This is a genomic window from Thalassovita mediterranea, assembly GCA_019448215.1.
Classification (GTDB): domain Bacteria; phylum Pseudomonadota; class Alphaproteobacteria; order Caulobacterales; family Hyphomonadaceae; genus Henriciella.
In genome coordinates this window covers 1,148,462-1,174,042 of sequence record CP080408.1, presented here as the reverse complement: position 1 = coordinate 1,174,042, position 25,581 = coordinate 1,148,462, and the positions used below count along the sequence as shown (strand labels likewise).

Genomic DNA, 25,581 nt, shown 5'->3' with positions numbered 1-25,581 from the left:
GTCGTCATTAGAGGGGGCGCACCGGCGCACCGGCGTCTGAAAGGGCTTTGCGCGCCTCATCGAGGCTGACTTCGCCAAAGTGGAAGATCGAGGCGGCGAGCACGGCAGTTGCGCCGCCTTCGAGTATTGCTGGGGGCAGGTCGGCTGCGGACCCGGCACCGCCCGAAGCGATCACGGGAAGATTTACCGCTGAGGTCACCGCTTTCAACAGAGCAATGTCATAGCCGGACTTGGTCCCGTCACGGTCCATGGAGGTGAGCAGGATCTCGCCTGCGCCGCGCTTCTCGGCCTCGCGCGCAAATTCGACGGCATCAATGCCGGTCGGCTTGCGCCCACCATGGGTGAAGATTTCCCAATGGTCGCCGGTCTGGCGCGCGTCAATGGCGACCACGACAGCCTGGCTGCCTGCGCGGGCGGCACATTCTGAAATCACGCCCGGATTGGCCACAGCGGCCGAATTGATCGCCACCTTGTCAGCGCCCGACCGAAGCAGCTGGACGAGGTCGTCACCGCTCCGCACGCCGCCGCCAACCGTCAGCGGCATGAAGCATTGCTCCGCCGTGCGCCGGACAACATCCAGCATTGTGCCGCGCCCTTCATGGCTGGCCGTGATGTCGAGAAAACAGAGCTCATCTGCGCCCGCCTCGTCATAAGCCTTTGCCAGCGCCACCGGGTCGCCCGCATCGCGCAGGTCGACGAAATTGACGCCCTTCACGGTGCGCCCATCCTTCACATCGAGGCACGGGATGATGCGGGATTTCAGCATCTAGCGCGCCCCTGCCGCCTGAATGGCTTCAGCCGGGTCGATGTCACCATCATAGAGCGCGCGACCAAGAATGGTGCCCGCTACGGCGCGATCGCCGTCAGCTGATTTGAGGTCAGTTATGTCCTTCACGCTGGCAAGGCCGCCAGACGCGATGACCGGAATGGACACCGCATCCGCCATCTTTGCGGTGAAGTCGACATTGATGCCGCTCTTCATGCCGTCGCGCGAAATATCGGTCACGACAAGCGCGGCGACGCCGCAGCCTTCGAACTGCTGCGCCAGATCAACGGCTTCCATGTCGGAGGTTTCGGCCCAGCCTTCGACGGCAACGCGGCCATCGCGCGCATCAATGCCGACGACGATCTGGTTCTCGAAGGCTTTTGCTGCGGTCTTCACCAGCTCCGGGTCCCGCAGGGCCGCGGTGCCGAGGATGACGCGGCTAAGACCGGCATCGAGCCAGACTTCGATCTGCGCCAGTGTGCGAATACCGCCGCCAAGCTGGACCGGCACATCCACAGCAGACAGGATCGCACGGACGGCGTCGCCATTGGCGCTATCGCCCGCAAATGCGCCATTGAGGTCAACGACGTGAAGCCGGTCAAACCCCATCGCCTTGAAGCGGGCGGCCTGATCGGCCGGGTCCGGGTTGAACGTCGTCGCCTGATCCATTTCGCCGCGCAGGAGACGCACGCAATTGCCGTCCTTGAGGTCGATGGCAGGCCAGAGCTCGAAAGGGGTCGTCATTGCGGGCTCCATTGAAGGAAATTGGCGAGAAGTTTGAGCCCCACGCGCTGGCTTTTCTCGGGGTGGAACTGGGTGGCGACCATATTGTCTCGGCCGATCACTGCCGTCAGCGGGGTGCCATAGTCCGTCTGCGCCAGCACATCGGAGGCGTCCTTTGCCCGAAAGCTGTAGGAGTGGGTGAAGTAGACATGCGGGTCATCGCCAAGGTCACTCAGGACGGGGTGAGGGCGTAATATTTCCAGACCATTCCAGCCCATGTGCGGGATCTTGAGGCCGGGCCCGGGTTCAATCCGGTCGACATCGCCAGCGATCCAGTCCAGTCCCGCGGTCACGCCATCTTCCAGCCCGCGCGTCGCGAGCAGCTGCAGGCCGACACAGATGCCGAGGAAAGGAACGCCGCGCTGCATCACCGCTTCGCTCAAAGCCTCGACAAGACCCTCGCGGGCAAACAGCCCCCGCGCGCAATCTGCAAAATGGCCAACACCCGGCAGAACGATCCGGTCTGCCTTGCTCACGGCTTCCGGATCATCGGTCACGCGGACCGACGCGCCGCCCGGGCATGACTTGCCCGCCTCATTCAGCGCGCGTTCGGCCGAATGAAGATTGCCAGAGCCATAATCTATGAGAACGAGGTCGGTCATCGCCTGCGCTCTTAGCGGGGCCGGAGCCGAAGTAAAAGTGGGCTTGGCTTGATTGATGTGCATGCCTGACGCAAGGTCGCGGCTCAGATCACATTGGAGACGAATTCATGCGCCTGATCCCCTCGCTTCTGGCCGCCGGTATTGCGTCGGCCGCGCTGGCCCTGCCAGCCGCCGCCGACCCATCGACTGAAACGGCAAGCTCGCTGGTCGAGCAACGCTCAGAGATGATCTCTGAAATCGCGATGAGCCTCTGGGACTGGGCCGAGGTGGGCTATCAGGAGAACCGTTCCTCGCAGCTCCTCCAGGACCAGCTCGCCGCCGAAGGCTTCACCATTGAGGCAGGCGTCGCGGATATTCCAACTGCCTTCATCGCTGAGTACGGCACCGGCGAACCTGTCATCGCGATCCTCGCTGAGATGGACGCGCTGCCGGGCATCAACCAGAGCGCCAGCCCAGTCCGCCAGCCCGTCGAGAACAAGCATGCAGGCCAGGCCTGTGGCCATAACCTTTTCGGGGCGGGGTCTGTCTCCGCGGCTGTCGCGATCCGCCACTGGCTGGAAGACAATGACGCAACCGGCATGATCCGCCTTTATGGCACGCCTGCCGAAGAAGGTGGCAGCGGCAAGGTCTATATGGTCCGCGCCGGTCTCTTCGATGACGTGGACATCGCCCTTCACTGGCACCCGTCTGACCGCAACTCGGCGGCCGCATCGACGACACTTGCCAACCGCTCGGCCAAGTTCCGCTTTTCAGGCCAATCCGCTCACGCAGCAGGCGCACCAGAGCGCGGCCGCTCTGCGCTCGATGGCGTCGAGGCAATGAACATGATGGCGAACATGATGCATGAGCACATCCCGCAGGATGCCCGTATGCACTACGTTATCACCTCAGGCGGCGAAGCCCCGAACGTGGTGCCGGACTTTGCCGAGGTCTTCTATTATGTCCGCCACCCTGAGCCGGCAGGGGTCGAGCAGATCTGGGCACGTCTTGAAAATGCAGCGCGCGGCGCCGCCATGGGCACAGGCACTGAGGTCGATTGGGAAGTCATCCACGGCAACAATCCGCTGCTCGTCAATGAGACGCTGGCCAAGATGATGGATAGCAAGCTGCGCGAGTTTGGCGGCATCACCTACACCGCCGAAGAACAGCAGTTCGCCGAGAACATCGTCTCCACCTTCGACAATCCCCGCAATGAGCTTGGCTCGCAGGAGGAAGTTCAGCCCTATGAGGTCTCGCTCGGCTATGGCTCGACCGATGTGGGCGATGTCTCATTTGCGGCGCCAACTGTCGGCCTTCGCACCGCAACCTGGGTGCCGGGCACCTCTGCCCATAGCTGGCAGGCTGTCGCCGCAAGCGGCATGTCCATCGGTGAAAAGGGCACAGAGCTTGCCGCCAAGACGCTGACCGCGGCCGCTATCGAGCTTTACCAGAACCCGGCCCTCGTCGAAGCGGCCCGCGAAGAGTTCGAGGAGAAGCGCGGTGAGAATTACGAGTACAAGTCACTGCTCGGCGACCGCGAACCGCCGCTCGATTATCGGAAATAACCACTTACTATCGGCAGGCTCGACTAACTCAACTTTGGCGATATCATATCGCCAAAGCATTTGGGGTGTTGGGGTGAAGAATGGTGGGAAGCTACAGGATCGTCTATTTGGGTCTTCCGCCTCGAGGTTTCAGCAAGAAGCGGTTTGAGCAATTTCTAAAGCAATCGAAGACTCTGCAGATAGAGCCATCCTCTGATCGCATTGAGCAAGTTCGTGTTGGGGGATGGGGAGAAATAGCGGATACGGAGCTAGAACGATTAAGAAAGCAGTATGTTAATACTGACGTTCAGCTACTTTTCGTGACACGTCATCCTATTGAGAACAACTGGTTTACCCGCTCCAATTACTCGCTTGAAGGTAATCGCAAAGGCAAAACGTGGGTTGTCGCTACAACGTACCAGCTTGATGAGTTCTGCGAAAAAGCTGGAATGCCCCTCGAAAAGGCACTGGCCAACGCAGTAGTGACGTCCTGCTTCTCAGCAGAGTTCGTAAGGAATGGGGGCGACTATTGGACGTTGTGGTCCAAGTTACCCGAGAAGTCTCCATACGGATGGTGTGAGCGCAAAGAGGAAGTTTTAGATGGGCTGGACTGCAGTGGGCTTGGCGATAGGGCCAGAGCCGCTATCAGAGTCCAAGGTTATTCTGACGAGCAGATCTCATGCTTAGAGAGCGACTGCAACCGATTGCGGTTAGGACGGGCCGATAAGTTCAAATACTGGGTTCGAAAGAATAGTGGCCCTTTCTACTTCGTTTTGGGTTCTTGCGTGACGGGCATAGCGACAAGTTTGGGCATTTATTTCTCCTAGAGGCTGCCCTTTGTCGATGCGGGTTTACCGCCGAGGCGCTCATCAGGCGTCACCGCCATGCGCAGCGCGCGGGCCGCCGCCTTGAAGCAGCTTTCTGCGATGTGGTGATTATTCTCACCATAGAGATTCTCGATGTGCAGGCACATGCCGCCATTCCCGGCGAGCGCGTGGAAGAACTCCTTGAAGAGTTCGGTGTCTATATCGCCAATCTTGTCGCGCCGGAAATCGACCTTCCAGACGAGATAGGGCCGTTTGCAGAGGTCGACGGAGGCACGGCTCAGCGTCTCATCCATCGGGATGTAGGCGTGGCCAAAGCGGGTGATACCCGCGAAATCGCCCAGCGCATCCTTGATGGCCTGGCCGATCACGATGCCAGTATCCTCAACCGTATGGTGGGCATCGATGTGCAGGTCGCCATCCGCCTTCACGTCGAGGTCGATGAAGCTGTGGCGGGCAAATGAGTCCAGCATGTGGTCGAAGAAACCAACGCCGGTCTGGACGTTCGTCTTGCCGGTCCCATCAAGGTTCACCGTGACCGTAATATCGGTCTCGCGGGTCGTGCGGGTAATCGTGGAAGTGCGCGTCTTGGTCATCGTTGCCTGAAATAGTTTGTGTTCGCGTCAAGGGCTACTGCAGATTTGTTCACGGATTTCTAAAGTTTATCACCGAGTGTGCATTTAACGCAGGAGAGAAGCCGCGTGAACACGGGGGTGGCATCTGACTAGGACATCTACATTCGAACGGGTTTTGTCGCGGACAAGTTTCGCGAACGCTCTACCGACTGGCGCCGCTTTGCTTGCATTCGTTGCGGCGAGTGCTGTCTCTATTCTCTTCCTGGTTTCTGCAGAACGCGCCCTGTCTGATCGCTCGGACCGGATTGCGACGCGTGTCGCTGATGGCATCTATGTCGAACTTGCTTTCGGCAATGAGAATAATGCAGACGCCATACTGGAGCGGCTTTCCCCGGGCAGGGCCGCCGCTTTCGATCTTGAGGGCAACCTCATCGCGGGCAAGGCAGCGCCGCAGGTGCTGGAGAATGGCCGGCGCTATCCAATCGCGTCTGCGGGGGATGTGCGCGGCGAGCTCGTCATGCTGCGGGCCCTGCCGGGCACCATGGTTGTGTCTTTGCCCGTCGTTGTCGGCGTCATCCTTCTGGTGACGATCATCTCGTATTTCTTCGCCAATTTCTTTGCCCAGCTTGTTGCCCAGCAGTCGAGCGAGATCACAAGCCTCGTATCGCGAACGTCCCTGAAGCAGGGCCTTCCTGATCGCGAAAAGACAGTCCTCTTCGCAGAACTCCGCCGTCTTCGCACCACGCTGGTCCGCAGGATCCAGCAGCTCCAGCGTGAGAATGAGCGCCTTGTCAGCGCCGCCTATATCGATGAGCGCACAGGCCTTGGAAACGGCGCCGAACTGACGCGCCAGCTGACACAGTTCATTTCCCGCTCTTCTTTCGAGTTTCCGTCCGCCTTCATCCAGATCGACACAGAGCCCATGCAGATGGAAGGCGACCATCAGGACACGGCCTTCGTGCTTGAGGTCCAGTCTGCAATCTCGCGCCGGATTACGAGCTTCCTCAGCGAGCAGCAGGCCGCCTACAGTCTGCCGGATGGTCGCTGGCCCGCCTTTGCGCTGGCATCTGATGATTTCGGCGTGATGATCGACAGGGTCGGCCCGCGCAATGAGATCAACCGGATTGCAAAGTCTCTGCTCGTCCGGCTGAAAGAGCCCTATACGATTGGCGGCAAAAAGGTGACTTTCACCGCATTCGCCGGCATCGCCATGATCCCGGAAGACGGCCAGAACCCGCAGGACATTCGCAAACGCGCCTATACGGCCCTTGTTCAGGCAAAGCGCACTGAAGGCGCAGAGCTGCAATTCTACTCGCCAAAGCTCGACCGCCAGACAGCGGCCCGCAAACGTCTCGAATCGGAAGTCCGCACTGCCGTCGAGCAGAGTGCGTTCACCCCTGTCTTCCAGCCAAAGGTCGACCTTGCGACGGGCCGGATCGTCGGCGCCGAGGCGTTGGCCCGCTGGCAGCTCGATAGCGGCCGCATCGTATCGCCCGGCGTCTTTATTCCTGTGGCTGAAAGCTGCGGACTCATCGGCGATATCGGCGAACAGATTACCCGCAAGGCCTGTATAGGCGCGGCCCGGTGGGCCGAGATGGGCTATGACGACATCTCTGTTGCGGTGAACGTGTCGCCGCGCCAGTTCGAGAATGATGACCTTGGCACGATGCTGGTCGATGCCATGACCACGGCGGGCCTGCTGCCGCGTCTTCTGCAGCTTGAGATCACGGAAAGCGTTGCCGTCACCGACCCGGAGCGTCTGCGCGATGTTGTCGGGCCGCTGAAATCGATGGGCGTTCGCCTTGCGATTGACGATTTTGGCACCGGCCATTCCAACCTCGCCATGCTTGGGCGACTGCCATTCGACGTCTTCAAGATTGACCGTGCCTTCATTTCCAACCTTCACAGCGACAAGCAGGCGCCAGCCATCGTCGAGATGATCCTTGGTATGGCTGAAACGCTTGGCATGGAAACCGTGGCCGAAGGCGTCGAGACCGATGACCAGCTGCAGTTCCTGAAGCGCCGCGGATGCGACCAGTATCAGGGCTATCTCTTCAGCCCGCCGGTCGGTCTGGAAAAATTTATCGAGATGGTCCGCCGCAACCGGCAGCCTGCTGCAGCGTGAGAAAGCGCCAAGGCTCTTGCAGAGCCGGGCCGTCCGCGCCACATCACCGGGCGTGACTGATCAAGACAGACAGAATTCAGCGCTCTGGCACGGGACCACCATCCTCGCGGTGCGCACGAGAGACCACGTCGTCATTCTGAGCGATGGCCAGGTGTCGATGGGTCAAACCGTCATGAAGGGCAATGCGCGCAAGGTGCGCCGTCTCGGCAAGGGCGACATCCTGGCCGGGTTCGCGGGCGCAACGGCCGATGCCTTCACCCTGTTTGAGCGCCTCGAGCAGAAGCTGGAGCGGTTTCCGAACCAGCTGCAGCGTGCCGCGGTTGAGCTCGCCAAGGACTGGCGCACGGAAAAATACCTTCAGAAGCTGGAAGCCCTGCTGATCGTCGCCGACCGCGATACGACGCTGGTCATTACGGGCGCCGGCGATGTGCTGGAGCCAGAGCATAACGTCGTGGCTGTCGGGTCCGGCGGCAATTATGCGCTGTCGGCCGCCCGAGCACTTTATCCCTATGAAGCAGATGCCGAGAAGCTCGGCCGTCAGGCCATGGAAATTGCTGCCGACATCTGTGTGTACACCAATTCGAACTTCTCGATCGAGAAACTGGACCTGAAAGACTGATGGATCTCTTGACCCCCAAGGAAATCGTCGCCGAGCTGGACCGCCATATCGTCGGGCAGGGCGATGCAAAACGCGCCGTCGCGCTCGCCCTCCGCAATCGCTGGCGCCGCAAACAGGCGCCTGATGACCTGCGCGAGGAAATCACCCCGAAGAACATCCTGATGATCGGCCCGACCGGCGTCGGCAAGACAGAAGTGTCCCGCCGCCTCGCCAAGCTTGCCAATGCGCCCTTCCTGAAGGTTGAGGCGACCAAGTTCACAGAGGTCGGCTATGTCGGCCGTGATGTCGAACAGATCATCCGTGATCTCGTTGAATCTGCCGTTGGCATGGTAAAAGCCCAGCGCCGCAAGCAGGTCGAGGAACAGGCCCGCGAAGCGGCTGAAAAACGTCTGCTCGACAGCCTCGTTGGCGAAGATGCCCAAAACTCCACGCGTGAAGTCTTCCGCCGCAAGCTCCGCGACGGCGAACTCGACGACCGCGACATCGACATCGAGCTGCAGGATACAGGCACTGGCATGCCCATGATGGACATTCCGGGAGCAGGTGGCTCCATGGGCATGGTCAATCTTGGCGACCTGCTCGGCAAGGCGATGGGCGGACGTACCAAGCGCGTGCGCACCACGGTTCGCGATGCCTACAAGCCTCTGATCGGCGAGGAAGCCGACAAACTGATCGATGAGGAAAGCGTCACCCGTGAAGCGATCCGCCTCGTGGAATCCGATGGCATCGTCTTCCTCGATGAGATCGACAAGGTCGCTGCCGGTAGCAATCGCAGCGGCGCCGATGTCTCCCGCGAGGGCGTGCAGCGCGACCTTCTGCCCCTGATCGAAGGCACGACCGTCTCGACCAAGCGCGGGCCGGTCCGCACAGACCATATTCTCTTCATCGCGTCGGGCGCTTTCCACGTTTCAAAGCCGTCCGACATGCTGCCAGAGCTGCAAGGCCGCCTGCCGATCCGGGTTGAGCTGAAGCCGCTCAGCAAGGCCGATATGCGCCGCATCCTGGTCGAGCCGGAAGCCTCGCTTATCCGCCAGCACCAGGCACTCATGCAGGCCGAAGGTGTCGACCTACAGTTCGAAGACGCAGCGATCGACGCGCTCGCCGATGTGGCGGTTCGCGTGAATGACACGGTTGAGAATATCGGCGCGCGCCGTCTGCAGACTGTTCTGGAACGCCTGCTGGACGAGATCAGCTTTACGGCCAATGACCGCAAGGGTGAGACCGTCACTATCACGGCTGACTATGTCGATGCACAGCTGTCCGACCTTGCAGGCAACACGGACCTGTCGAAGTTCATTCTGTAGCGTTTGGCCGGGCTGACCGCCTGATCGGCAAGTGGGTCCGGCCCCAGTCGCGGAACGTTTCCAGTGCGGGCGCGAGCTCTCTGCCGCGCTCGGTCAGGATATAGTCAAAACGTACGGGCCGCTGCTGGTAGGGTTTCTGCTCGAGCAGGCCGGCGGCCACGAGCCGCTTAAGGCGGTCCGCAATAATGTGCCGGGTCGCGCCCGTGGAGCGTGCAAACGCCTCGAACCGTGTTTCACCTAGCAGGCAATCGCGCAGGATAAGCAGCGTCCATCTCTCTCCGACCAGAGAAAGCGTCCGGGCCACAGGACACCAGTCATCTTCGAGCGCACGCCACTTCATAAGAAGGCGCTCTAGACTGATTTGCGCGCTGGGCGAAGTTTATGCAGCGGCCTCAACGAAAGATGGAACGGTTCGCGGGCGCAGTGCATAGGGCTTGTGAAGGCGGATGCATTCCAACTCGACAACCCATCCAACTGGCCGGCGATTTCGTCGGCCATTTTTTTATTGGGCTCTCAGATTCTGGATGAGCGCCTGGCTCACAACAGCCTTTACCATGTCTGGCCTGAACGGCTTGGGAATGAGGTAAACCGGCTCACCATCGCGCCCCATCAGCAATTTCTGCGGATAGGCGGTGATGAATACCACGGGGATACCCAGCTCTTCTGTAATGATTGTTGCAGCTTCAGCGCCCGATGACCCATCGGCCAGCTGGACGTCTGCCAGAAGGAGGCTTGGTTTGAGCGCCCGGCATCGCTCTATCGCCTGGTCGCGCGTGACCGCCTGACCGACCACATCATGGCCAAGTTCGCTGACGATCTGTGAGATATGGGCGGCGACAAGCGGCTCGTCCTCCATGACGAAGACGCTGGTCTGGAGCGAGCGGGTAAGCTCGTCTTCGGCCTCAACCATGAGCGCGCCGACTTCGTCCGTTTCGCAACCGAGGATGATGGCGGTCTCCGAGACAGGAAAGCCTTCCATGGCGGTGAGGAGGAGCGCGCGGCGCGAGCGGGAGGCCGGATCGGCCCCGGAAGCGGCCTCAGGCAGCGTATCGCGGATCGCCGCTTCGAGTTTTGTGAAAAACCCCAGCCTGTCGACGGCAGGGCCCTGTTCGCCAATGAGTGAAGAAATCGCCGTTTCGACGATGGCGTCGCCGCGCTGGCTGCTTCCTGTCACAGCGCGGGCATAGCGGCGCAGATACGGCAGTTCCCGTTCAAGATTATCTGCCACGCCCATCTACTCACCTGTTTGTTTTGTGAGCCCCACTAAGCCCCAAACAGGTTTAGAAAAAATTAGCCGTGCTGCACCGCATGAAACTGTGTGCAGCACGGCCTCATTCTAGATGTCGATGCCGGCCTTGCGGGCGAGTTCGGCTAGCGAAACTTCAGGGCGCGGGCCGTAATGCGAAATCACCTCGGCGGCGGCGATATGGCCGAGCTTTGCACAGGTCTCCAGCGGCAGGCCGCGGCTGACACCGAATAGAAAACCTGCAGCATACTGGTCGCCCGCACCGGTCGTGTCGACAACCTTGTCGATCGGTTCTGCGGCAACAGCGACAGCGCCTTCGGGGCTGATCACGACGGAGCCTTTTTCGGACCGCGTGATGGCGGCAAGGCCCGCATCGGCCTGCATCCGCTCAACCGCCTCGTCGAAATTGTCGGTCTGGTAAAGCGACAGGGCTTCGTCCTCATTGGCGAAGACAAGATCGACATGGTTCTTGATGAGGTGGAGGAAGCTTTCGCGGTGACGCTCAACGCAGAAGCCATCCGAGAGAGTCAGCGCAACCTTGCGGCCTGCAGCCTGCGCGATCTCTGAGGCGTGGACGAAAGCGGCCTTGGCGTCTTCCTGATCGAACAGATAGCCTTCCAGATACAGAATGGCGGCGTCTTTCACCATCTGCTCGTTGACGTCGCTCGCCGAGAAGAGAACCGAGGCACCGAGGAAGGTGTTCATGCTGCGCGCGCCGTCTGGCGTCACGAAGATGATGCAACGCGCGGTTGCAGGGCCATCTTCGAGCGCAGGCGTGTCGAACGGAATGCCGCTATCATTCATATCCTTGCGGAAAACGTCGCCCAGCGTGTCTTTTGCGACCTTGCCAATATAACCGGCGCGGCCACCAAAGCTGGAAATACCGACAATCGTGTTGGCCCCAGAGCCGCCTGAAAGCTGCGGGCCTTCAGGCGCGGCTTCGACCAGTGCGTCAGCACGCTCTTCGTCGATCAGCGTCATGCCATTCTTGCGGATGTCATGCTGCTCCAGGAAGGAATCCTCGACACTGGCGAAAACGTCGACAATCGCGTTTCCAAGGCCAACGACGTCAAATCGGGTATCGGTCAAAATTTACCTCAGTTTTCTATGGGTTCGGGCGGCTAAGCCCGTTGGATAACGCGCCTTGGTGCAGCGCGTGCTTGGTCAGATCTTGATGCCAGCTTTCTCAGCATCCGCGAGGAATGCGGCAAGGCCCTTGTCCGTCAGCGGGTGGCTCGCAAGGCCGCGCAGCACGTTCGGCGGCACGGTCGCCACGTCTGCCCCGGCCAGCGCTGACAGCTTCACATGGTTCGCATTCCGGATCGACGCGGCGAGGATTTCGGTCTCGAAGCCGTAATTGTCATAGATGATCCGGATTTCTTCGATCACTTCCATCCCGTCGATATTCATATCGTCGAGGCGGCCGATGAAGGGCGAGATATAGGCTGCACCGGCCTTGGCAGCGAGAAGCGCCTGGTTCGCCGAAAAGCAGAGCGTGACATTCACGGCCGTGCCCGCATCGCTCAGCGTGCGGCAGGCCTTCAGGCCATCCATGGTCAGCGGCAGCTTTACCGCGACATTGGACGCGATCTTCTGAAGCTTGCGGCCCTCGCTCACCATCGTGTCGAAATCGGTCGCGACCACTTCAGCGCTTACATGGCCGGTGGTCAGATCGCAGATCTCGGCGATGACGTCGGACATGTTGCGTCCTGACTTCGCGATCAGCGATGGGTTGGTCGTCACGCCATCGATCAGGCCCGCCTCTGCGAGCGACTTGATTTCATCTGTGTCTGCGGTGTCGACGAAGAATTTCATTTGGGCCTCCTGCGCGTCTGTTGGCGCTTTAGCAATGATGGGCCCATCGGGCTAGCCAGCCGCGTGCAGCTCTCTGAAATAAGCGATGGTCTTCTCAAGTCCGTCGCGGAGTTTCACCTGCGGCTCCCAGCCGAGGGTATTGCGGGCGCGGGTAATGTCCGGCTTTCGCTTGCGCGGGTCATCCTGCGGAAGCGGCTTCTGCACCAGCTTTGACGACGTGCCAGTCATCTCGATGACCAGCTCGGCCAGTTCCTTGATGGTGAATTCACCCGGATTGCCAAGATTGATCGGGCCGGTGACGCCGGTTTCGGTGTTCATCAGGCCGATCAGCCCGTCCACAAGGTCATCGACGAAACAGAAGCTGCGGGTCTGGCTGCCATCGCCATAGATGGTGATGTCCTCACCGCGCAGCGCCTGCATGATGAAGTTGGAAACAACGCGCCCGTCATTCGGGTGCATGCGCGGGCCATAGGTGTTGAAGATGCGCGCGACCTTGATCTCGACCCCATGCTGGCGGTGATAGTCAAAGCAGAGCGTCTCGGCGCAGCGCTTGCCCTCATCATAACAGCTCCGCGGGCCGATCGGGTTCACATTACCCCAATAGCTTTCTTCCTGCGGGTGGATTTCCGGGTCGCCATAGACTTCGGACGTTGAGGCCTGGAGGATCCTTGCCTTGGTCCGTTTGGCGAGGCCCAGCATATTGATCGCGCCATGCACTGACGTCTTCGTCGTCTGCACCGGGTCGAACTGGTAATGGATCGGGCTGGCCGGGCAGGCCATATTGTAGATCTGGTCGACTTCCACAAAGAGCGGGAAGGTCACATCATGGCGCATCAGCTCAAAGCGTGGATTGTCCATGAGGTGCGCGACATTGCTGCGCGTGCCCGTGAAGAAATTGTCGACACAGAGAACTTCGGCCCCCTGGTCGAGCAGGCGCTCACACAGGAAAGAGCCAATGAAACCGGCACCGCCGGTAATCATGATCCGGGGTGCCAGATGCATCAGGGACGTCCCACGCTGATATAGGTGAAGCCTCGTTTGGCCATGTCTTCGGGCGAATAGATGTTGCGAAGGTCAACGACGATGTCGCTCTTCAGCGATGTCTTCACCCGGTCAAGATCGAGCGCGCGAAACTGGTCCCACTCGGTGATGATGACCATAGCGTCTGCGCCATCGATGGCCGCATAGGCGCTCTCTGCATAGTCGAGGCCGGAGAGAAGCTTCCCTGCCTCATGCATGCTTTCCGGGTCATAGGCGCGGACAGTTGCCCCAGCTTCTGTAAGCGCCGGAATGATGTCGAGCGAAGGGGCGTCGCGCATATCGTCCGTGTTCGGTTTGAAGGCGAGGCCGAGCACGCCGATCGTCTTGCCTTTCACGTCGCCGCCCATCGCCTTGATGACCTTGTCGGCCATGGCGCGTTTGCGCGCGGCGTTGACCTCGACAACCGTGTCGACAATGCGCACCGGGCAGCCTGCATCATTGGCCGTCTTGGTCAGGGCGAGCGTGTCTTTCGGGAAGCAGGAGCCACCATAGCCAGGGCCTGCATTGAGGAATTTCCGGCCAATCCGGCCATCAAGACCGATCCCGCGAGAGACTTCCTGCACATTCGCGCCAACGGCCTCACAGAGGTCTGCCATTTCGTTGATGAAGGTGATCTTCACCGCCAGGAAAGCGTTCGCCGCATACTTGATCAGCTCAGAGGTCCGACGGCTGGTGAAGAGGATCGGCGTCTCATTGAGGAAGAGCGGACGGTAAAGCTCACGCATCACTTCGCGGGCGCGCTCGCTGTCGGTGCCAACGACGACCCGGTCAGGGATCTTGAAGTCCTTGATCGCCGCGCCTTCGCGCAGGAATTCAGGGTTCGAAACAACAGCAAAGTCAGCATCCGGATTGGTCTCACGGATGATCGCCTCAACCTCGTCGCCCGTGCCGACAGGAACGGTCGACTTGGTCACGACGACGGTGAAGCCGTCCATCAGCTCTGCGATTTCCTTGGCAGCCGCGTAGACATAGGAGAGGTCCGCATGACCATCGCCGCGCCGGGAAGGCGTACCGACCGCGATAAAGACCGCGTCCGCGCTGGCAATCGCGTCCTTCGCTTCCGTCGTGAAGGCCAGACGGCCCGCTTCGACATTCTGGGCAACCAGCGCATCGAGGCCCGGCTCGAAGATCGGGATCTCGCCCCTTTTTAGCCGGTCGATCTTGCTTGCATCCTTGTCGACGCAAGTGACCACATGGCCGAAATCGGCAAAGCATGCCCCGCTGACAAGGCCGACATAGCCTGTTCCGATCATCGCTACGCGCATGGCTTCAGTCCTGTTTCTGTTGCTGCCACGAATTTGCGGCGAGGGGTGCGATTTTTATGCCAAGAGGTCAAGACAGTGGGGCAGGCAGGCAAGCCCTAGATTTCCTGATTGTAGTTCCCGACTTCCTTGTGTTTGCCGAGGCGCGGTTTGACCTCCTTGCGGAACAGGTCGCGCATATCGTCTTCAGACTGAAGGCTTTCGACAACGACGACGAGCTCAGGCTTGTTCGATGATGCCCGGACGAGCACCCATGACCCATCTTCCAGCGTGACGCGCGCGCCATTGACCGTGTTCACATCGACCACCTTGCGGCCGAGGATTTCCTTGCCAGCCATGCCTTCATATTCGGCGACCATCTTCTCGATGACCGAATATTTGATCTCGTCATCACAGTGCGGCGACATGGTGAGCGAGGTGTAGGCGATACCAAGCTCACCCTTGAGGTCCGCCATCGTCTTGTCCGGGTTGCGGTCCAGCATCTGCAGGATCGCGCCAGCGGCCACGATACCATCATCATAGCCAAGCCCGATGGGCGGGCGGAAGAAGAAGTGGCCCGACTTCTCAAACCCGGCCAGCGCGCCAAGGTCTGTCGTGCGCCGTTTGATGTAGGAATGGCCGGTCTTGTAATAATCGACCGAGGAGCCGTTCTCCTTCAGCACCGGATCGGTCTTGTAGAGGCCAGTCGACTTCACATCGACAACGAAGTTCGCGCCTGGATGTACCTTTGAGAGGTCGCGTGCCAGCATCAGGCCGATCTTGTCGGCGAAGATTTCCTCGCCCGTATTGTCGACCACGCCGCAACGGTCTCCGTCGCCATCAAAGCCAAGCGCAACGTCCGCGCCATGTTCTTTGACGGCTTTTGCCATCTCGTGGAGCATCTTGGAATCTTCGGGGTTCGGATTGTATTTCGGGAAGGTGTTGTCGAGATTGCAGTCCATCTCGATCACGTCAGCGCCCATGGCGCGAAGGGCATCAGCCGCAAACGCGCCTGCCGTGCCATTCCCGCAGGCGGCAATGACCTTCAGTTTGCGCTTCAGGGAAATGCCTTCTGACACTGATGCGATATACTTCTCGCGCAGCCCATCGACGCGGAAGGTTCCGCCACCGGCACGCGGTTGAAACTCGCCATTCAGCACAATCTCTTTCAGGCGGCCCATTTCATCAGGCCCGAAGGTGAGCGGCTTGTTCGCGCCCATCTTCACGCCGGTCCAGCCATTCTCATTGTGGCTGGCGGTGACCATGGCGCAGCAATCGGCATCGAGCTCGAACTGGGCCCAGTAAACCATTGGCGAGAGCGCAAGGCCGACATCCAGAACCTCGCAGCCGCCGGCGACGAGGCCAAGCTTCAGCGCATTCTTGATCGGCAGCGAGATGGAGCGGAAGTCATGACCCGTCACGACTTTCGGCTGAACGCCAAGCTCATGGAATAGAGTCGCCATGCCAAGGCCAAGCGCTTCGGCGCCGAGCAGGTTCAGCTCCGGCGCCTTGTCGCTGCCGGGGATGCCGAACCACCAGCGCGCATCGTATTCTCGAAAGCCGGTCGGCTTGACCAGCGGCAGGGTTTCGAACTCGATCGAGTTGGGGGCAATGTCGGCGCGCGGCTTCGGCATCATGGGCTGCGGGTCTCCTGAAACTGTCTACTACCTGTGATGGCATGAAAAGATGACACTTTTCCAGCCTCAAGGGTCACTTATCTTCGCGCGGCGCTGCCTAGCAGGAAGTTCGCCATCCATTTGCCAACAAGGGGGTTATCGACCGGCGTCTCGAGGCTGTCGCAGGCTTCGTCGACGCGCTCGGCTGAAAATGCGGTGCCACGGCGGACATTATAAAGGGCGCAGCAGAAGCCGCTGGAGAATTCCGGGTGGCCCTGAAAGCTGATGGCGGGCACGTGGCCATAGTCCAGAACGGCGTAGTTGCAGAAGTCCGAGCGGGCGACGACGCTGGCGCCGGGCGGCAGGCTCTGGACCTGGTCCTGATGGCTTACACCGAGGGAGAATGTGTCGGCAGAAAAATCGCCCATCCAGTCCGGGCGCTCGCAGACATCATAGACGTGCCGGCCAATGCCCCAGCCCTTGTCAGACTTCTCGACTTTGGCGCCGAGCGCCTTGGCGATCGCCTGATGGCCAAAACAGACACCTATCTGCGGTACGCCTTTCGCGGCGGCGCGCTGGATCGTGTTGAGGAGCGGGCCCATCCAGTCATGCTGTTCATAGACACCAGCGGCAGACCCCGTCACAAGCAGTGCTTCAACCTCTTCAAGGTCCGGGAAGGGTTCGCCCGAACTGACAGCGACGCTCTCACAGGTGAGGCCTGGCAGGTGCGGGGCGATTAGGTCTTCGAACATGGCCGGATAGCGCGGCCAGTCATTCTGCATGGCCTGCGGCGGCAGGCCGGTTTCGAGTATCGTCAGTTTCATTAGGTCGTCTCTTCTGAATAGTCTCTCGCAGGCTCCGGCTCGACAAGGAAGCCGCCGGACTGGCGCGACCAGAGGTCTGCATAGAGCCCGCCTGCCGCAACAAGCGCTTCATGCGTACCCTGTTCAACGATCTCGCCATTATCGAGCACGATAAGCCGGTCCATCGCCGCAATCGTGGAGAGGCGGTGCGCAATGGCGAGCACGGTCTTGCCCTCCATCAGGTCGAACAGGCTGCCCTGAATAGCGGCCTCGACTTCGGAATCGAGCGCGGAGGTGGCCTCATCAAGGATCAGGATCGGCGCGTCTTTCAGGAAGATACGGGCAATCGCGATGCGCTGGCGCTGGCCGCCAGAAAGCTTTACGCCGCGCTCGCCGACATGGGCGTCGAGCCCGGTCCGGCCCTTCGCATCTTCAAGCGAATGAATGAAGCCCAGCGCTTCGGCGCGGCCAGCCGCCGCGAGGATTTCTTCATCGCTCGCGCCGGGCCTGCCATAGGCGATATTCTCGCGGATCGAGCGGTGGAGGAGGGAGGTATCCTGCGTCACTACACCGATCTGGGAGCGAAGCGAGTCCTGCGTGACGGCAGCGATATCGTGCCCGTCGATGAGGATGCGCCCGGCCTCGGCGTCATAGAAACGGAGGAGTAGGTTGGTCAGCGTCGTCTTGCCCGCGCCAGAGCGGCCGACCAGGCCGATCTTCTCGCCCGGCTTGATGTCGAGGGTCAGCCCCTCAATGACGCCGCTGCCCTTGCCATAATGGAAAGCGACGTTCTCGAAACGCACAGCGCCGCTGACGGGGGGCAGGGGCTGCGCGTTTTCGCGGTCCTCTACGGCGACGGGCTTCTTCAGCATCGACATGCCGTCAAAGACGACGCCGATATTCTCAAACAGGCCCGCGACTTCCCACATGATCCATTGCGACATCGACTTGATGCGCAAGGCGAGGCCGACCGCAGCAGCAACAGCGCCAGCGGTCACGAGCTCTCCAAGCCAGAGATAGATGCCGCCAGCTGCGATCAGGAAAACGAGGAGCGAATTGTTGAGATAGACGATGGCGTTGAGGCTCGTGACCATGCGCATCTGGCGGTACACGGTGCCGAGGAAGCCTGACATGCTGCCCTTGGCATAGTCTTCCTCAAGCCCCGAATGGGCAAACAGCTTCACCGTCTGGATATTGGTATAGGAGTCGACGATGCGCCCCGTCATGATGGAGCGGGCATCGGCCTGCTCCTCGGCGATCTTACCAAGGCGCGGCACATACCAGTACATGATGAAGCCATAGACCACCGCCCACAGGATGAGCGGCAGGGTGAGGCGCCAGTCCGCGCTTGCGACCAGGGCGAGCGCGGAGACGAAATAGACGATCACGAAGACGAAGACGTCGAGCACCTTCATCACGGACTCGCGGACAGAGAGCGCTGTCTGCATGACCTTGGTGGCAACCCGGCCAGCAAACTCATTACCGAAGAAGCCCATGGACTGGCCCAGCATCTGGCGGTGCATGCGCCAGCGCGCGCTCATCGGAACGTTGCCCATCAGGCCCTGATAGACGATCAGTCCCTGCAACAGCGTGGCGAGCGGCAGGCCGATCAGGAGCACACCGCCCATCAGGATCAGCGTGCCGGCTTCGCGCTGGACAAAGCCGTCTCGGTCAGCCTCTGCCAGCCAGTCGACAATCCCGCCAAGGAAGCCAAACAGCGCGACCTCGCCAACCGCGATGATGGCGGTGAAGAACGACATGGCGATGAGCCACGGCACCGCGCCGCGAATATAGTGCCAGACGAAGGCCAGGAACCGGCCGGGCGGCAGGCCGCCCTGGGCATCCGGGAATGGGTTCAGACGGCGTTCGAAGAAGCGATACATGGCTCGCCCATGTGGCGCGGGTCTAGGGTCTGCGCAAGCGATGAAAGCGCCGGTGGGCGCGAAGCCGCTCTCTATTCTGCGTCAGTTGCCGAGCCAGCTCCCGTCTCGCTTTCGATCCATGCCATCACCCTTGCTTCCAGCGCATCGAGGGGCAGGGCGCCTGCGCCGAGCACCACATCGTGGAAGTCGCGGATATCGAAGTCCGCGCCGAGCGCCTCTTTTGCGGCCGCGCGCAGTTCGAGGATTTTCAGCTCACCGATCTTGTAGGCCGTCGCCTGTCCCGGCCAGCCGATATAGCGGGTGACCTCGGTCTGGATGTTGAGCGGTGCGAGCGCGGAATTGTTCGTGAAGCACTCCTCGGCTTCTTCGCGGCTCCAGCCATACCAGTGAAGGCCTGTATCCGCGACGAGACGGCAGGCGCGCCACATCTCCATGGAGAGCGCGCCGAACCGCTCATATGGCGTCTCATAGATACCAGCTTCACCCGCGAGCTTCTCGGCGTAGAGGCCCCAGCCTTCGCCAAAGGCTGTTGCGTAATATTGCTGGCGGAAGCGGGGGACATCTTCCAGCTCTTGTGCGAGCGAAATCTGCAAGTGGTGGCCCGGTACGGCTTCATGTGCGGAGAGCGCCGGCAGTTCATACAGCGGGCGCTGGTCCAGCGCGTACGTGTTCACGAGGTAGTTGCCCTCAATGCCCTTTTGCAGGTCGCCGCTTGAGTAACGGCCCGTCGTATAGCCGGGCGCGATTTCGGCGGGCACGGGAATGACGCCATAGGTCAGGCGCGGCAGCTTGCCGAAATAGGCGGGCAGGATGGCGTCGAGACGCTTTGAAAGGCGCGAGGCCTTTTCGAGAAGGTCCTCTGGCGTCTCGGCATAGAATTGTGCGTCCGTGCGCAGGAAGTTCTGGAAGTCTTCGAAACTGCCGGGATAGCCAAGCTCTTCGATGATGCTTTCCATCTCTCCTCGGATGCGGGCGACTTCACGCTCTCCTAGCTCATGGATTTCTTCTGGCGAGTAGCCGGCCCCGGCCGTGTGATCGGCGATGGCTGCGGCGTAATAGGCCTTGCCGCGCTCAAGATTGGCGATGCCAGCATCCGCGCGAGCGGCGGGCGCATAGGTGCTTTCCATGAAATAGAGCGCTTCGGCATAGGCCTCGATGGCTTTTGCGACGGCGCGGCGGCCGCTCGCCTGGATCATGGCTTGCGCTTCCGGGCTGATCGTGTCGGGCAGGGTTTTGAGCGGGGCGTAGAGCCCGCTCTCTTCAGGCGAGACATTGGCCTGTTCGCGGATTTGCGCCGTGGTCGTGGCCAGCGGGTCCTTGTGCGAGGTCCAGCCGGTTTCGATCCCGCGCCTCATATTGGCTTTGTGATCATTGAAGTAGCGGGGGATCGCATTGAGGCGGGACAGCCAGGCTTCGGCGTCGTCTTCATTCTGGATGCGCACCTGGCGCGCGGCATAGAGCGGCTCTGCCTGAAAGCCCCAGTCGCCATTGAAAGGCATCCGGGCCGTGTCGAACTCAGCTTCGGCGATATGGCTTTCGAGAAGATGGGAGAGGATCTTCCATTCAGGGGTGGTCTGGTCTTCGACCTTTTGCAGGCGGGCAAGGAGTGCGCGCGCCGCTTCTGCGGTCTGCTCGATCCGCTCTGGTGACACATCGGCCCAGCGATCCGGCGCACGGTCCTGCGCGCGGGCAGCTTCGCTCGGATCGACTGAGCGGATCAGCTCTTCATAATCCATCACGATCTGTTCGATGGTCGGGGATAGCCGCTCCTCCGCCGAACCGGACTGCGCGCTGGCGAGAGCGGGCGACGCGACGGAAAGCATGAGAACTGTAGCAAGAGAACGGAGATTCATGCGCATTAGACCTTTCATGTCGCGTTGACACCGCGCTGCACCATTCTAGAACCCGGTGTCGTAAGGCTTATTATTCGGGAGACCCCAATGTCAGGCTCAGAGTGGACTGATCCACGCCCGATGTCACCACACTTGCAAGTGTGGAAGTGGCACTGGACGATGGCGACCTCAATTTTCCATCGCGTTACCGGTGTCGGCAACTATCTGGGGGCGCTGCTTATCAGTGTCTGGCTGATTGCATTGGCGACGGGCCCTGAGGCCTATGGCGTCGTTGAAGGCATCATGCTGCACCCGGTGGGGCAGATCCTTCTCTTCTTCTGGCTGCTCTCGCTCGTTTTCCATCTCGTCAATGGCATCCGCTTCCTTCTCTGGGACGGACCGAAGATCGGCTTTGAGCCAAAGACGGCGAGCCGGGTCTCCATCTTCAACTTCGCCATCGCAATCATCCTTGCGGCGACGATCTGGTCGCTTGCGACCAATCTGTTCTAGGGGGCGGGTATGAGCACCAATTTCAAGACACCTGCTGGTGCAGTTCGCGGACTTGGCTCCGCACGTGCCGGGACCGAGCATCACATTCGCCAGCGCGTCTCTGCCATCGCGCTCATCTTCCTTGTGCCCTGGTTCCTCTATGCGGTGATCGCGGCCAGCCGGTCTGGCTATGAAGGCGCGACGGCGTGGCTTGCCCAGCCCTGGAATGCGATCCTGATGGTGCTCGCAGTCAGTGCGGCCTTCTACCACATGCGGATCGGTATGCAGGTCATCATCGAGGACTATATCCACAAGGCAGGGATGAAGCAGGGGCTGCTCATTCTGAATACCTTCGTCTGCTTCGCGCTTATCGCCGCGACAGCTCTGTCGGTTCTTAAAGTCTGGATTTCGGCCGGCGCCTGAAGCGCGACGGGCCCCGGAAAGGGAAGGCACCATGTCTGACTATAAATTTGTCGATCACACCTATGACGTCGTCGTTGTCGGCGCTGGCGGTTCAGGCCTTCGCGCAGCGCTTGGCGCAGCACAGGCAGGCCTGAAAACGGCATGTATCACCAAGGTCTTCCCGACCCGCTCGCACACGGTTGCCGCGCAAGGCGGCATCGCCGCGTCGCTGGGCAATATGGGCCCGGATGACTGGCGCTGGCACATGTATGATACGGTCAAGGGCTCCGACTGGCTCGGCGACCAGGACTCTATCGAATATCTCTGCCGTGAAGCGCCGAAGGCGGTTTATGAGCTTGAGCACTGGGGCATGCCATTCTCGCGCAACGAGCAGGGCAAGATCTATCAGCGTCCATTCGGCGGCCACACCACCGAATATGGCGAAGGCCCTCCAGTCCAGCGCACCTGCGCCGCCGCTGACCGGACCGGTCACGCCATGCTGCACACGCTTTACGGCCAGTGCGTCAAGGAAGAGACCGAGTTCTTCATCGAGTATTTCGCGCTCGACCTCATCATGGATGAGGAAGGCGCCTGCCGCGGTGTCACCGCTTGGAAGCTGGATGATGGCACGCTTCACCGCTTCCGCGCGCAGAAGACGATCCTCGCGACGGGCGGTTATGGCCGCGCCTTCTTCTCCTGTACCTCGGCTCACACCTGTACGGGCGATGGCAATGCCATGGTGCTTCGCGCCGGCCTGCCGCTGCAGGACATGGAGTTCATCCAGTTCCACCCGACCGGCATTTACGGCGCAGGCTGCCTCATCACTGAAGGCGCACGCGGCGAAGGCGGCTATCTGACCAATTCCGAAGGTGAGCGCTTCATGGAGCGCTATGCCCCATCGGCGAAGGACCTTGCATCCCGCGATGTCGTGGCGCGTGCCATGACCGTGGAAATCCGCGAAGGCCGCGGCGTTGGTGAGGGCAAGGACCATATCCACCTTCACCTTGAACACCTGCCGCCGGAAACGCTGGCAGAGCGTCTGCCGGGCATTTCGGAAACCGCGAAAGTCTTCTCTGGCGTCGACGTCACGAAAGAGCCGATCCCGGTCCTCCCGACGGTCCACTACAATATGGGCGGCATCCCGACGAACTATCACGGCGAAGTTCTCACCAAGAAGGGCGGCGATCCTGACAGCGTCGTCCAGGGCCTGATGGCCGTTGGTGAAGCAGCCTGTGTGTCCGTCCACGGTGCAAACCGCCTTGGCTCCAACTCGCTGATCGACCTTGTGGTCTTCGGCCGGGCGGCAGGTCTTCGCTGCGGCGCGACGCTGGAAGCGGGTGCAAGCCAGCCAGAAATCCGCGACAGCCAGACCGACAGCCACCTTGCCCGCTTTGACCGCGTGCGCAATGCGAAGGGCGACCAGCCTGTCGCGCAGCTGCGCATGGACATGCAGAAGGCGATGCAGACCAATTGCGCCGTCTTCCGCACCGGTGAAGTCCTTGATGAAGGCGTCGAGAAGATCGACAGCATCTATGGCCGCGTCGGCGGCATGGATGTGAAGGATCGCGGCCTGATCTGGAACACCGATCTTGTCGAGGCGCTGGAGTTCGACAACCTCATCGCGCAGGCCGCGGTGACAGTGAACTCAGCCGCCAACCGTAAGGAAAGCCGCGGCGCGCATGCCCGCGAGGACTTTGCGGACCGCGACGATGCAGAATGGATGAAGCACACGCTTGCCTGGGTCGACGAGGCCGGCAAGGTGACAATCGACTACCGCCCCGTGCATGAGTTCACGATGTCCAACGACATCGAGTACATCAAGCCGAAGGCGCGTGTGTACTAGATGTCAATTAACCCGCATGATGGAAATTGGGGGCTCGATTTTTGGGTTTCCGAGGCTTCCTATCTTAATGACGATGAAGCACAGGAATGCTACGCCTCGACAGAGATGGAAGCCCGCGACGAGGCAAAAAGAATTCTGACCGCGGGCCGCTATAAGTTCATTGTCTTGAGCAGATGGAACTACACAGAGCAGGACTGGGACGAGGTTGAAACTCTGACTCCTGAAGACTTGGAAGACTAAAATATGGTTCAGCTGACACTACCCAAAGGCTCCGCGCCCAAAAAGGGCAAGGAATGGCCAAAGCCGGATGGCGCCAAGACCACCAAGGCGTTCAAGATCTATCGCTACTCTCCTGAAGAGGGCGGCAATCCGCGCTGGGACACCTATCATGTGGACATGGACCGCTGCGGTCCGATGGTTCTCGACGTCCTGATCTGGATCAAGAACAATGTCGACCCGACCCTGGCTTTCCGCCGGTCGTGCCGGGAAGGCGTTTGCGGCTCCTGTTCGATGAACATTGGCGGCCACAACACGATCGCCTGTACCAAGGGCTGGGACGAAGTTGCCGGATCGACCATCACGATCGCGCCGCTGCCGCACCTGCCTGTGGTCAAGGACCTCGTGCCGGACCTGACAAACTTCTACGCCCAGCACGCCTATGTGCAGCCCTTCCTCAAGACCGATACGCCGGAGCCTGAGAAAGAGTGGAAGCAGTCGGAAGAACAGCGCAATGAGCTGAACGGCCTCTATGAGTGCATCCTCTGCGCCTGCTGCTCGACCTCCTGCCCGTCCTATTGGTGGAATGGCGACAAGTATCTGGGCCCTGCCGCGCTGCTTCAGGCCTATCGCTGGCTGATCGACAGCCGCGACGAAGCCACCGGTGAGCGCCTCGATGACCTTGAAGACCCGTTCAAGCTCTATCGCTGCCACACCATCATGAACTGTGCGCAGGTCTGCCCGAAAGGCCTCAACCCGGCCAAGGCGATCGCAAAGATCAAGCACATGATGGTTGAGCGCGTCGCTTAGCGCCGCTTTTCCAGAAGATCAGATGACGGCCCGTACCTTTTCAAAGTTGCGGGCCGTTTTCGTTTGGGCCCATGCGTGTGGGCCAGCGCGTGTGGACAAGCGCGCGTGAGGCAGTGCGTGCGCCCGCACGATGCGGGTGGTGTGGGTCTTCAGGGTTAAAGCGGCGGCGGGGCGCGAAGCTCGACGGTGACGACAGCGAGGCCGTCGCGCAGCCAGTCCGGCACCTCGCGGGACCTTGCGCCGGGCGGATGACCAGCTCGGAGCGGCGATCGCTTGCGGATGAGGCCGATCGCGCTGACGCGCGGGGTCATCCTGCGGGCAAGGCGCCTTGTGGCGGCGGCCGTGTCGTCGATGATGGCGAGAAGGGCGTGTAACCGCTCAGCCAATTTATCGGAACGGCCCGTTCTATCTTGCTCGAATTTTGGTAAATGGGCGTCCAGAATTTCGAGGATTCGGGGCTGCGGACGTGGTCCGAAGCGGCCTCTCTTCTGCCCCTCGATCCAGAAGCCCGCGCGCAGGGAAGCGATAGGCTCGGTGAGCTGGAAACCCCGCTTTGAGGGGGATTGGCCGGTGGTGTCGAGGCGTGTGGTTTGGGTTGAAGGGGTGGCACGCGCTGGGTGTGGGCGCAGCGGGCCGAGGGCGCGCACCTCCAGCATGAGGAGACGACGTGTGAGCGCCTCTGCCGCCAATAGTGACGAGCGAATCCAGCTTGGGTGTTGGCTTGGCCCCGATCGCTCAATCAGGATCAGGAGATACGCGGCCAGTCTGGCAAGATGCTGCCAGAGGCGCTGCAGGGTCTGATCCAGCTGGGGCGGGTTGGGGGACATGCATTAAGGATAGCCGTACCCACGAGATATGCGGACGGAAGAATTGTTTCCGACCGGAAATTAACCATGATTGTACGTTTGTACGGGGCGTACTGTTTTGGGGTTTTTGGGGGATTACAGAGCCCGGCATCTGACGCTGACATCTTCGAAGATACCTGCGCAGGCAGGTATCCCTTCGAAGCGCCCGGAAATCAGTCCGGTGGACTGATTTCAGCGAAGAAGGCCACGGCAGTGGCGCGGCTCGCCAGCGCCGGGACGCTACCCCTCAAACCCACCACCATGGACCCATGCCTCCGCAGGGGTCTTCGGGAGGTTGGGTTTGAACAAATCAGTCCTCGTCATCCCGGGCGCTGGAAGCGACCCGGGACCCAGCTTTTTAAGAGGATCTGGGTCCCG

The 25,581-nt window shown here is 60.7% G+C and carries 24 protein-coding genes; 9 read left to right on the top strand and 15 right to left on the bottom strand.

The annotated features are described in order from the left end of the window. Positions 1 to 7: 7 nt before the first annotated feature. Genes hisF through hisH form a run of 3 tightly spaced genes read right to left on the bottom strand, consistent with a single transcriptional unit; the run spans position 8 to position 2,151 of the window. Positions 8 to 766 (bottom strand): imidazole glycerol phosphate synthase subunit HisF, encoded by a 759-nt coding sequence (hisF, locus tag KUV46_05755; protein QYJ01896.1) that lies wholly within the window; start codon positions 764 to 766, stop codon positions 8 to 10. Then, complete coding sequence (hisA, locus tag KUV46_05750) at positions 767 to 1,510, bottom strand: 1-(5-phosphoribosyl)-5-[(5-phosphoribosylamino)methylideneamino]imidazole-4-carboxamide isomerase (protein ID QYJ01895.1); 744 nt, start codon at positions 1,508 to 1,510, stop codon at positions 767 to 769. Then, the gene (gene hisH, locus KUV46_05745) at positions 1,507 to 2,151 is read right to left on the bottom strand and encodes an imidazole glycerol phosphate synthase subunit HisH (protein QYJ01894.1); all 645 of its coding nucleotides are present in this window, start codon (positions 2,149 to 2,151) and stop codon (positions 1,507 to 1,509) included. The genes hisA and hisH overlap by 4 nt, the downstream gene beginning before the upstream one ends. A gap of 107 nt (positions 2,152 to 2,258) precedes the next feature. Here hisH and KUV46_05740 point away from each other — a divergent pair, with 107 nt between their 5' ends. After that, entirely contained in the window at positions 2,259 to 3,695 is a 1,437-nt protein-coding gene (locus KUV46_05740) for an amidohydrolase (GenBank protein ID QYJ01893.1), read from the top strand. Between the two features lie 802 nt (positions 3,696 to 4,497). On the opposite strand, the gene hisB is transcribed toward KUV46_05740, so the two are convergent. Further along, a complete protein-coding gene (gene hisB / locus KUV46_05735) occupies positions 4,498 to 5,094 on the bottom strand; it encodes an imidazoleglycerol-phosphate dehydratase HisB (protein ID QYJ01892.1) in 597 nt (198 codons plus the stop codon). A 199-nt stretch (positions 5,095 to 5,293) separates the two neighbouring features. On the opposite strand from hisB, the gene KUV46_05730 reads away from it, so the two are divergent. The 3 genes from KUV46_05730 to hslU are packed head-to-tail and all read left to right on the top strand — an operon-like array spanning position 5,294 to position 9,121. Beyond that, positions 5,294 to 7,198 carry an EAL domain-containing protein gene (locus KUV46_05730; GenBank protein ID QYJ01891.1) on the top strand — a complete coding sequence of 635 codons (1,905 nt, stop codon included), beginning with the start codon at positions 5,294 to 5,296 and terminating at the stop codon, positions 7,196 to 7,198. Positions 7,199 to 7,250: 52 nt separating this feature from the next. Then, on the top strand, positions 7,251 to 7,817 hold the full coding sequence (gene hslV / locus KUV46_05725) for an ATP-dependent protease subunit HslV (GenBank protein QYJ01890.1): 567 nt from the start codon (positions 7,251 to 7,253) through the stop codon (positions 7,815 to 7,817). After that, on the top strand, positions 7,817 to 9,121 hold the full coding sequence (gene hslU / locus KUV46_05720; protein ID QYJ01889.1) for an ATP-dependent protease ATPase subunit HslU: 1,305 nt from the start codon (positions 7,817 to 7,819) through the stop codon (positions 9,119 to 9,121). Before hslV ends, hslU begins: the two co-directional genes overlap by 1 nt. On the opposite strand, the gene KUV46_05715 is transcribed toward hslU, so the two are convergent. The 10 genes from KUV46_05715 to KUV46_05670 form a co-directional block, all read right to left on the bottom strand. Next, entirely contained in the window at positions 9,111 to 9,461 is a 351-nt protein-coding gene (locus KUV46_05715) for a helix-turn-helix transcriptional regulator (protein QYJ01888.1), read from the bottom strand. The genes hslU and KUV46_05715 overlap by 11 nt on opposite strands. Before the next feature lie 162 nt (positions 9,462 to 9,623). Further along, positions 9,624 to 10,349 (bottom strand): response regulator, encoded by a 726-nt coding sequence (locus tag KUV46_05710; GenBank protein QYJ01887.1) that lies wholly within the window; start codon positions 10,347 to 10,349, stop codon positions 9,624 to 9,626. Between the two features lie 108 nt (positions 10,350 to 10,457). Continuing rightward, positions 10,458 to 11,456, bottom strand: a complete 999-nt coding sequence (locus tag KUV46_05705) for an adenosine kinase (GenBank protein QYJ01886.1) — start codon at positions 11,454 to 11,456, stop codon at positions 10,458 to 10,460. A gap of 75 nt (positions 11,457 to 11,531) precedes the next feature. Continuing rightward, positions 11,532 to 12,182, bottom strand: a complete 651-nt coding sequence (fsa, locus tag KUV46_05700; GenBank protein QYJ01885.1) for a fructose-6-phosphate aldolase — start codon at positions 12,180 to 12,182, stop codon at positions 11,532 to 11,534. A 51-nt stretch (positions 12,183 to 12,233) separates the two neighbouring features. After that, positions 12,234 to 13,184 (bottom strand): SDR family oxidoreductase, encoded by a 951-nt coding sequence (locus KUV46_05695; GenBank protein QYJ01884.1) that lies wholly within the window; start codon positions 13,182 to 13,184, stop codon positions 12,234 to 12,236. Then, entirely contained in the window at positions 13,184 to 14,488 is a 1,305-nt protein-coding gene (locus KUV46_05690) for a UDP-glucose/GDP-mannose dehydrogenase family protein (protein QYJ01883.1), read from the bottom strand. Before KUV46_05690 ends, KUV46_05695 begins: the two co-directional genes overlap by 1 nt. 95 nt (positions 14,489 to 14,583) lie before the next feature. Next, on the bottom strand, positions 14,584 to 16,101 hold the full coding sequence (locus KUV46_05685) for a phosphomannomutase/phosphoglucomutase (GenBank protein QYJ01882.1): 1,518 nt from the start codon (positions 16,099 to 16,101) through the stop codon (positions 14,584 to 14,586). Between the two features lie 77 nt (positions 16,102 to 16,178). Continuing rightward, the gene (locus KUV46_05680; GenBank protein QYJ01881.1) at positions 16,179 to 16,904 is read right to left on the bottom strand and encodes a type 1 glutamine amidotransferase; all 726 of its coding nucleotides are present in this window, start codon (positions 16,902 to 16,904) and stop codon (positions 16,179 to 16,181) included. Then, on the bottom strand, positions 16,904 to 18,766 hold the full coding sequence (locus KUV46_05675) for an ABC transporter ATP-binding protein/permease (protein QYJ01880.1): 1,863 nt from the start codon (positions 18,764 to 18,766) through the stop codon (positions 16,904 to 16,906). Before KUV46_05675 ends, KUV46_05680 begins: the two co-directional genes overlap by 1 nt. Positions 18,767 to 18,837: 71 nt before the next feature. Next, positions 18,838 to 20,589 carry a DUF885 domain-containing protein gene (locus tag KUV46_05670; protein QYJ01879.1) on the bottom strand — a complete coding sequence of 584 codons (1,752 nt, stop codon included), beginning with the start codon at positions 20,587 to 20,589 and terminating at the stop codon, positions 18,838 to 18,840. Between the two features lie 117 nt (positions 20,590 to 20,706). On the opposite strand from KUV46_05670, the gene sdhC reads away from it, so the two are divergent. The 5 genes from sdhC to KUV46_05645 are packed head-to-tail and all read left to right on the top strand — an operon-like array spanning position 20,707 to position 24,358. Next, positions 20,707 to 21,108 carry a succinate dehydrogenase, cytochrome b556 subunit gene (gene sdhC / locus KUV46_05665; GenBank protein ID QYJ01878.1) on the top strand — a complete coding sequence of 134 codons (402 nt, stop codon included), beginning with the start codon at positions 20,707 to 20,709 and terminating at the stop codon, positions 21,106 to 21,108. 9 nt (positions 21,109 to 21,117) lie between these two features. Further along, entirely contained in the window at positions 21,118 to 21,510 is a 393-nt protein-coding gene (gene sdhD / locus KUV46_05660) for a succinate dehydrogenase, hydrophobic membrane anchor protein (GenBank protein ID QYJ01877.1), read from the top strand. Positions 21,511 to 21,541: 31 nt separating this feature from the next. Then, the gene (gene sdhA, locus KUV46_05655; protein ID QYJ01876.1) at positions 21,542 to 23,332 is read left to right on the top strand and encodes a succinate dehydrogenase flavoprotein subunit; all 1,791 of its coding nucleotides are present in this window, start codon (positions 21,542 to 21,544) and stop codon (positions 23,330 to 23,332) included. Beyond that, on the top strand, positions 23,333 to 23,572 hold the full coding sequence (locus KUV46_05650; GenBank protein QYJ01875.1) for a hypothetical protein: 240 nt from the start codon (positions 23,333 to 23,335) through the stop codon (positions 23,570 to 23,572). 3 nt (positions 23,573 to 23,575) lie between these two features. Then, a complete protein-coding gene (locus tag KUV46_05645) occupies positions 23,576 to 24,358 on the top strand; it encodes a succinate dehydrogenase iron-sulfur subunit (protein ID QYJ01874.1) in 783 nt (260 codons plus the stop codon). A gap of 155 nt (positions 24,359 to 24,513) precedes the next feature. On the opposite strand, the gene KUV46_05640 is transcribed toward KUV46_05645, so the two are convergent. Further along, a complete protein-coding gene (locus tag KUV46_05640) occupies positions 24,514 to 24,744 on the bottom strand; it encodes a hypothetical protein (protein ID QYJ01873.1) in 231 nt (76 codons plus the stop codon). Between the last annotated feature and the right edge of the window lie 837 nt (positions 24,745 to 25,581).